Annotated in this window: 9 protein-coding genes; 6 read left to right on the plus strand and 3 right to left on the minus strand. The window is 29.7% G+C overall.

Annotated features, from left to right (window positions below):
• The 3 genes from msrA to AB1Z17_RS09030 all read left to right on the plus strand — a co-directional run.
• Positions 1–413, plus strand: a 413-nt coding sequence (msrA, locus tag AB1Z17_RS09020; RefSeq protein ID WP_368051476.1) for a peptide-methionine (S)-S-oxide reductase MsrA, incomplete at its 5' end; no start/stop codon positions are given.
• Between the two features lie 44 nt (positions 414–457).
• The gene (locus AB1Z17_RS09025; RefSeq protein WP_368051477.1) at positions 458–1,246 is read left to right on the plus strand and encodes an NAD(P)H-binding protein; all 789 of its coding nucleotides are present in this window, start codon (positions 458–460) and stop codon (positions 1,244–1,246) included.
• Positions 1,247–1,343: 97 nt separating this feature from the next.
• Entirely contained in the window at positions 1,344–1,619 is a 276-nt protein-coding gene (locus tag AB1Z17_RS09030; RefSeq protein ID WP_368051478.1) for a hypothetical protein, read from the plus strand.
• Here AB1Z17_RS09030 and AB1Z17_RS09035 read toward each other — a convergent pair.
• Both AB1Z17_RS09035 and AB1Z17_RS09040 read right to left on the minus strand, forming a co-directional pair.
• Entirely contained in the window at positions 1,616–1,927 is a 312-nt protein-coding gene (locus AB1Z17_RS09035) for a DUF6787 family protein (RefSeq protein ID WP_368051479.1), read from the minus strand. The two genes, AB1Z17_RS09030 and AB1Z17_RS09035, sit on opposite strands and share 4 nt — an antisense overlap.
• Before the next feature lie 109 nt (positions 1,928–2,036).
• The gene (locus tag AB1Z17_RS09040) at positions 2,037–2,681 is read right to left on the minus strand and encodes a DUF937 domain-containing protein (RefSeq protein ID WP_368051480.1); all 645 of its coding nucleotides are present in this window, start codon (positions 2,679–2,681) and stop codon (positions 2,037–2,039) included.
• Between the two features lie 172 nt (positions 2,682–2,853).
• Here AB1Z17_RS09040 and AB1Z17_RS09045 point away from each other — a divergent pair, with 172 nt between their 5' ends.
• Both AB1Z17_RS09045 and AB1Z17_RS09050 read left to right on the plus strand, forming a co-directional pair.
• Positions 2,854–3,342, plus strand: coding sequence for a hypothetical protein (locus AB1Z17_RS09045; protein ID WP_368051481.1), 489 nt, complete (start codon positions 2,854–2,856; stop codon positions 3,340–3,342).
• A 112-nt stretch (positions 3,343–3,454) separates the two neighbouring features.
• The gene (locus AB1Z17_RS09050; protein ID WP_368051482.1) at positions 3,455–4,774 is read left to right on the plus strand and encodes a dicarboxylate/amino acid:cation symporter; all 1,320 of its coding nucleotides are present in this window, start codon (positions 3,455–3,457) and stop codon (positions 4,772–4,774) included.
• Between the two features lie 128 nt (positions 4,775–4,902).
• Here the strand turns inward: AB1Z17_RS09050 and AB1Z17_RS09055 are convergent, their stop codons facing one another.
• The gene (locus AB1Z17_RS09055) at positions 4,903–5,313 is read right to left on the minus strand and encodes a thiol-disulfide oxidoreductase DCC family protein (protein WP_368051483.1); all 411 of its coding nucleotides are present in this window, start codon (positions 5,311–5,313) and stop codon (positions 4,903–4,905) included.
• Positions 5,314–5,411: 98 nt separating this feature from the next.
• Between AB1Z17_RS09055 and AB1Z17_RS09060 the strand changes: the two genes are divergently transcribed.
• Positions 5,412–6,104: an ABC transporter ATP-binding protein gene (locus AB1Z17_RS09060; RefSeq protein WP_368051484.1), complete on the plus strand. Its 693-nt coding sequence runs from the start codon at positions 5,412–5,414 to the stop codon at positions 6,102–6,104.
• Positions 6,105–6,192 lie beyond the last annotated feature (88 nt).

Raw genomic sequence — 6,192 nt, forward strand, 5'->3', positions numbered from 1 at the left:
CTTATAATGAAATTACTACCGGAAGAACAGGACATGCAGAAGCTATTGAAATAAAATTTGATGCGTCTATAATTAGTTTTAGAGAACTATTAGAAGTGTTTTTTAGCACACACAATCCAACTACATTAAACAGGCAAGGTTATGATGTTGGTACGCAGTACAGATCTGCTATTTTTTATAATTCTGAAACACAAAAGAAAGAGGCTGAAGAATTTATTAAAGTGCTTTCTGAAGCTAAGGTATTTGAAAATCCAATTGTTACTGAAGTTACTAAATTAGATGTTTTTTATAAAGCTGAAAACTACCATCAAGATTATTATAACAATAACAAAACACAGGGATATTGTGTTGCTGTTATAAACCCTAAATTAGAGAAGTTTTTGAAGCAGTTTAAATCTAAAATAAAGAAGTAACAATCTGTTTTGTAATAAATAGGTAAGTTGTGCAGTTATAAATAATGAATAAAAATATAAGTATTTTAGGATGTGGTTGGTTGGGAAAACCCTTGGCAATTAAATTAATAAAAGAGGGGTTTACTGTAAAAGGATCTACAACTACACCAGGTAAATTTGAGGAATTAAAAAATGTTGGAATTCAGCCTTTTTTAATTTCATTAGAAAATATTTCGGATATAATTAATGATTTTTTAAATGCCGATATTTTAATTGTAGCATTGCCTTCAAAAAATTATGAAGGTTTTAAAAATCTAGTTCATTTTATTGAAAAGTCATCTATAAAGAAAGTGTTATTTATCAGTTCAACTTCAGTTTATGTTTCTAAAAATAAAGTTGTTACTGAAGATTCAGAGCTTCAAAATTCGCCGTTAGTTACTATTGAAAACCTTTTTACAAAAAATATATCATTTGAAACTACAATAGTGCGTTTTGCGGGATTGTTCGGTTACGATAGAACACCAGGGAATTTCTTTAAAAGCGGACGTTCAATTCCAAATCCAGAGGGTTTTGTAAATATGATTCATCAAGATGATTGTATTTCAATTTTAGAAAAAATTATTAAAAAAAATAGTTGGAATAAAATTTATAATGCTTGTGCAGATACACATCCGACAAGACGTGATTATTATATTAAAACAAAAGAAGATTTAGGAAATGAACCACCAGTTTTTGCTGAAACTGAAACTACAATTTTTAAAATTATTTCAAACAGTAAATTAAAATCTGTATTAAATTACAAGTTTAAATACAGTGATTTAATGGACATTGATTATGCTAATTTTGACAGTTAAATAATTTGTATTTAAAAAAAGACGTTTAGCTTTAAAAGTCCTTATAAAATTATTGGCACTTTAATTGTAATACAATCAGAAAAGAATATATTTATTTATGAATAAAAAATACAAGAAATTATTATTAGGGCTGTTGTTTGATGGTATTGGAATGCTATCTTTCGTAATTCCGTTTGTTGGTGAGTTTTCGGATATTATTTGGGCGCCAGCATCAGCATTTTTAATTTATAAAATGTATAAAGGTCCTGAAGGAAAAGTAGGAAGTATTGTTTCTTTTGTTGAAGAAGCTGGTTTTTTTGGGACGGATTTTATACCAACATTTACTCTAACTTGGATTTATAAATACTTTATTAAAAAAGAAAAAGAGGATTAATTTTCGTTAAAGAAACGTTTAAATCCCATTCTTAACAACATTTTTTTTGTAAACAAGTTCCAGAAGAATTTAAATTGCCCAAAACAAAAACCTACCAATGGTAATGTAATTTGATAAATTATAAATATGAGTAAAATACGAACAGGCCAAAAAATCCAACCACTTGTTGTTTCATAGTCTAAACCAATAAATTCGGTTAGAGGTTTTGCAATCCAAGCAGCAAAAGAACCATTAATAGAAAAAACTATTAGTATCAATACTATTTGAAAATTTGATGTTAATCCCCAACGTTTTTTTAATTTCTCCATTTATAAAAATTACAATGCAAAAATACATTTTAATTTTACATTGAAAATTTAATCATAAAAAAAGGTCAAACTTTATAGCTTGACCTCTAAATATTATACAGTTATAACTTTATTTTCCTCCAAATAAACCACCAAGTAGTCCACCAAGTCCACCTTTCTTTTTGTTTCCACCTCCTAAAAGCATTCCTGCTACATCATCTATAACACTTCCGTCTCCGTCAGCATCTAGTAATTGAGTTACTATACTTTGTTGATTTTGAGAGGCACCACCAAGCATTCCTCCTAATAAATCTCCAATTCCATTTTGGTCTGCAACACCTTTATTACGCGTTTCCTTACCTAAAGCTCCCATAACCAATGGTCCAGCAACTTTTAAAATATTCATTGCTGTACCTATATCTATACCACTATTTTTACTAACAGCTTGAGCAACATTCTGCTCTTTACCTCCAAAAACATGTCCTATAATTCCTGCACCATCCTTAAGTACATCTTCATCAACGCCACTTCCACCTAAAATACTTCCTAAGTTATCTAAAATTCCTCCGCTATGTTTACTATTTCCTAATGCGTTTAATAATCCTGAGGCTCCTTCTGGTGTAGAAGCATTGTTTTTCATTGCCCCTAAAATTAGTGGTAATGCAGTATTTAATGCACTCGTTGTTTTTCCTTCATCTTGTCCAAATTGTTTACTAGCACCGCTAATAAGCGTTTTCCCAAGATCACTGTTTAATAAATCTAAAATTCCTGACATGTTGTTTTTAAAATAAAGTTAATATTGCGCCTAATGTAATAAATAATTACATAAAGTTTGACACAACAAGTATAAATGAGTCACATTAATAATAAAATTTAGTAATTAACGTTGTGATTTTAATGGCACAAATCTTGTCTTAAAAGATTATATAATTTTAAAAATAGATATTATGAAAAAATTAATTTTAGTTGCAACAGTCTTATTTGGAGGAATGTTTTGTATGAGCTCACAAGAAATTTCTGAACATGCGCTTGGAATTAGATTTGGAGATAACGATGGTTTTGGAGGAGAATTATCCTATCAAAAAAAATTAGATGCCAATAAAAGGTTAGAAGTGGATTTAGGGTATAGAGATCATAAAAATTATGATGCTTTTAAACTTTCTGGAATTTATCAGTGGGTTTGGAATATTGACCAAGGTTTTAATTGGTATGCGGGTTTTGGCGCAGGAATTGGCTCTTGGAGTTATAGTAATGGTATTAATAATGATAATGACGATGGCTTATTTATAAATGCCGATGGAAATGTTGGTATTGAATACAATTTCGATGGTCCAATTTTAATTTCTCTAGATTTTAGACCGGAAATTGGGATTGTTGGTGATTATGGAAAGGATACGGATTTAGATTTAGCATTGTCTCTAAGGTATCAATTTTAACATTAACCTAGTTAATTAATAAAAAAAGCACTTTATGTGCTTTTTTTTATGTCTAAATGGTATGAATGTTTTCAAGGATTTTTTATCTTTCCAAGAATTTTAAAACTTTTTAATGAGAAAAATAGCATTACACTGGCAAATTATTTTAGGAATGGTAGTTGGAGTAGGAGTTGGAATTTTAATGACTCAATTTGATGGTGGAAAAGAAATTGTGCAAGATTGGATTAAACCCTTTGGTAAAATATTTATAAATTCATTAAAATTAATTGCTGTACCCTTAATTTTAGCATCTTTAATAAAAGGAGTTTCGGATTTAAAAGACATTTCAAAATTATCTAAAATGGGAGGTAAAACCATTGGCTTATATTTAATTACCACCGTTGTTGCAGTTTCAATTGGTTTATTGTTGGTAAATGTTATTAAACCAGGTGATTCAATTTCTGAAGAAACCAGATTAGAATTGGTTGAAAATTATACAAATGATACTGCAAAATATAAAGAAGAAGCCGTTAAGCGTAAAGATAGTGGACCATTACAAGCATTGGTAGATATTGTTCCAGATAATATTTTTGGAGCGGCTTCGGAAAATAAAAATATGCTACAAATAATATTTTTTGCAATTTTCTTCGGAATTGGGTTAATTTTAATTCCTGAAAAAAAATCGAAACCTGTTAAAAAATTCTTTGATGGTTTTAATGAGGTCATATTAAAAATGATTGATTTAATAATGCTTGCAGCACCTTATGGCGTATTTGCATTATTAGCAGCTTTAGTAGTAGAATCTCCAAGTATAGATTTATTTAAAGCATTAGTTTGGTATGCTTTTACAGTTGTTTTAGGATTGTTAATTATGATTTCTTTTTATAATTTAATAGTTTGGTTGGTAACCAAAAAAAATCCTGCAACATTTTTAAAAGGAATTTCACCAGCCCAATTATTAGCATTTTCAACAAGTAGTAGTGCTGCAACTCTTCCTGTTACAATGGAACGAGTTACAGAACATTTAGGAGTTGATGAAGAAGTTAGTAGTTTTGTATTGCCAATTGGAGCTACCATTAATATGGACGGAACAAGTTTATACCAAGCTGTAGCTGCAGTATTTATTGCGCAGGCATTTGGAATGGATTTATCGCTAGGTGCACAATTAGGAATTATTGTAACTGCGACTCTTGCAAGTATTGGCTCTGCAGCAGTTCCCGGTGCCGGAATGGTAATGTTAGTAATTGTTTTAGGTCAAGCGGGTATTCCAGAGGCAGGTTTAGCATTAATTTTTGCAATAGACAGACCTTTAGATATGCTTAGAACTACTGTAAATGTTACTGGAGATGCTTCAGTATCTATGTTAGTTGCAAAATCAATAGGGAAATTACATGACCCGAAGGTGAAAGATTGGGATGATAATTATCCTAAACATAAATCTAAAAAGAAATAATTTGATTCTTGAAATTATGCACGTCTTTGCGAGGGAGGAACGGCTGCGGCAATCTGATTCTTGATATTTAGATTGCTACAATCTACTTTAAAAAAGTAAAAATCGCAATAACATTTGTCCAATTTAATTTACTCTAAAAACCTGCTTTTTAATTTTTCACTTGGAATCATACAATTATCCTTTTTTCCAAACCATTTATAACGGTTTTTGGCAATATAGTTATATACCCAATCTCTTATAAATGTTGGGATTAAAATAAATATATACAATAATTTAAACCCTCCATTTAATTTTTTAGAGATTCTTAATGCCGCAGTAGATTTTTCATAGAAAGTACCATTTTCAATAAGTATAATTGAGTCTATTTTAATTTTTTTTACATTGTATTGTAACAATAATTCTTTTGCAGCGTCTGATTGAAGAGAAGCAAATTTAAAATGTGCCTTTTTGTCGTGTTTAATAATAAAAATAACCGATGTATTACATAAGTTACAAATACCATCAAAAAGTATAATTGATTTGTTTTTTAAATCGTTCACTAGGCAAAGATACATGTAAAAGTAATAACTCTCTTTTAACATAAAATTAATACCTAGTTTCAATAGCAATTTATAATTTCGTTAAAAACAAGAACTAAATGATTAAGATTGAAAAACTACATAAATCATATCCAATAGGAAAAGATTCTCTTCATGTTTTAAAGGGTTTAGATTTGCATATAAAAGAAGGTGAATTTGTTTCCATTATGGGTTCATCAGGTTCAGGAAAATCAACCTTATTAAATATTGTTGGGTTATTAGATAACCACGACGAAGGTAATTATTATTTAAATGGTCAAAAGATTGAAAAGTTAGACGAAAAGAAAGCTGCAATTTTAAGAAATAAATTTTTAGGTTTTGTTTTCCAATCATTCAATTTAATTACTTATAAAACGGCGATTGAAAATGTTGCACTTCCTCTTTATTATCAAGGTATGGGAAGAAAAGAACGTCAAAAAGTAGCAATGCAATATTTGGAAAAAGTAGGGTTAAAAGACAGAGCAGATCATTTACCAAGTGAACTTTCTGGAGGTGAAAAACAACGTGTTGCAGTTGCAAGAGCATTGGCTACAAATCCAAAGGTAGTTTTGGCAGATGAGCCTACAGGAGCTTTAGATTCTACAACATCAGCTTCTGTAATGCAATTACTGAAAGATATTAATAGAGAAGGAATGACTGTTTTTGTAATTACGCACGAAGAAGACATTGCAGAACAAACAGACAGAATTGTTCGTTTAAAGGACGGTGTAATTATAAGCGATGAAAAAACAGCTAAAAAAGTAAACGCTTAATTATGTTTGATTTAGATCGTTGGAGAGAAATTTTCCAGTCATTAAATAAAAATAAACTTAGAACAGCACTTTCTGGTTTCACAATAGC

Origin of the sequence: Lutibacter sp. (assembly GCF_040883305.1) — a bacterium.
Classification (GTDB): domain Bacteria; phylum Bacteroidota; class Bacteroidia; order Flavobacteriales; family Flavobacteriaceae; genus Lutibacter.

Coding starts and splice junctions, on each gene's coding strand:
- AB1Z17_RS09025 (WP_368051477.1), top strand. CDS start 458: ATGAATAAAAATATAAGTATTTTAGGATGTGGTTGGTTGGGAAAACCC.
- AB1Z17_RS09030 (WP_368051478.1), top strand. CDS start 1,344: ATGAATAAAAAATACAAGAAATTATTATTAGGGCTGTTGTTTGATGGT.
- AB1Z17_RS09035 (WP_368051479.1), bottom strand. CDS start 1,927: ATGGAGAAATTAAAAAAACGTTGGGGATTAACATCAAATTTTCAAATA.
- AB1Z17_RS09040 (WP_368051480.1), bottom strand. CDS start 2,681: ATGTCAGGAATTTTAGATTTATTAAACAGTGATCTTGGGAAAACGCTT.
- AB1Z17_RS09045 (WP_368051481.1), top strand. CDS start 2,854: ATGAAAAAATTAATTTTAGTTGCAACAGTCTTATTTGGAGGAATGTTT.
- AB1Z17_RS09050 (WP_368051482.1), top strand. CDS start 3,455: ATGAGAAAAATAGCATTACACTGGCAAATTATTTTAGGAATGGTAGTT.
- AB1Z17_RS09060 (WP_368051484.1), top strand. CDS start 5,412: ATGATTAAGATTGAAAAACTACATAAATCATATCCAATAGGAAAAGAT.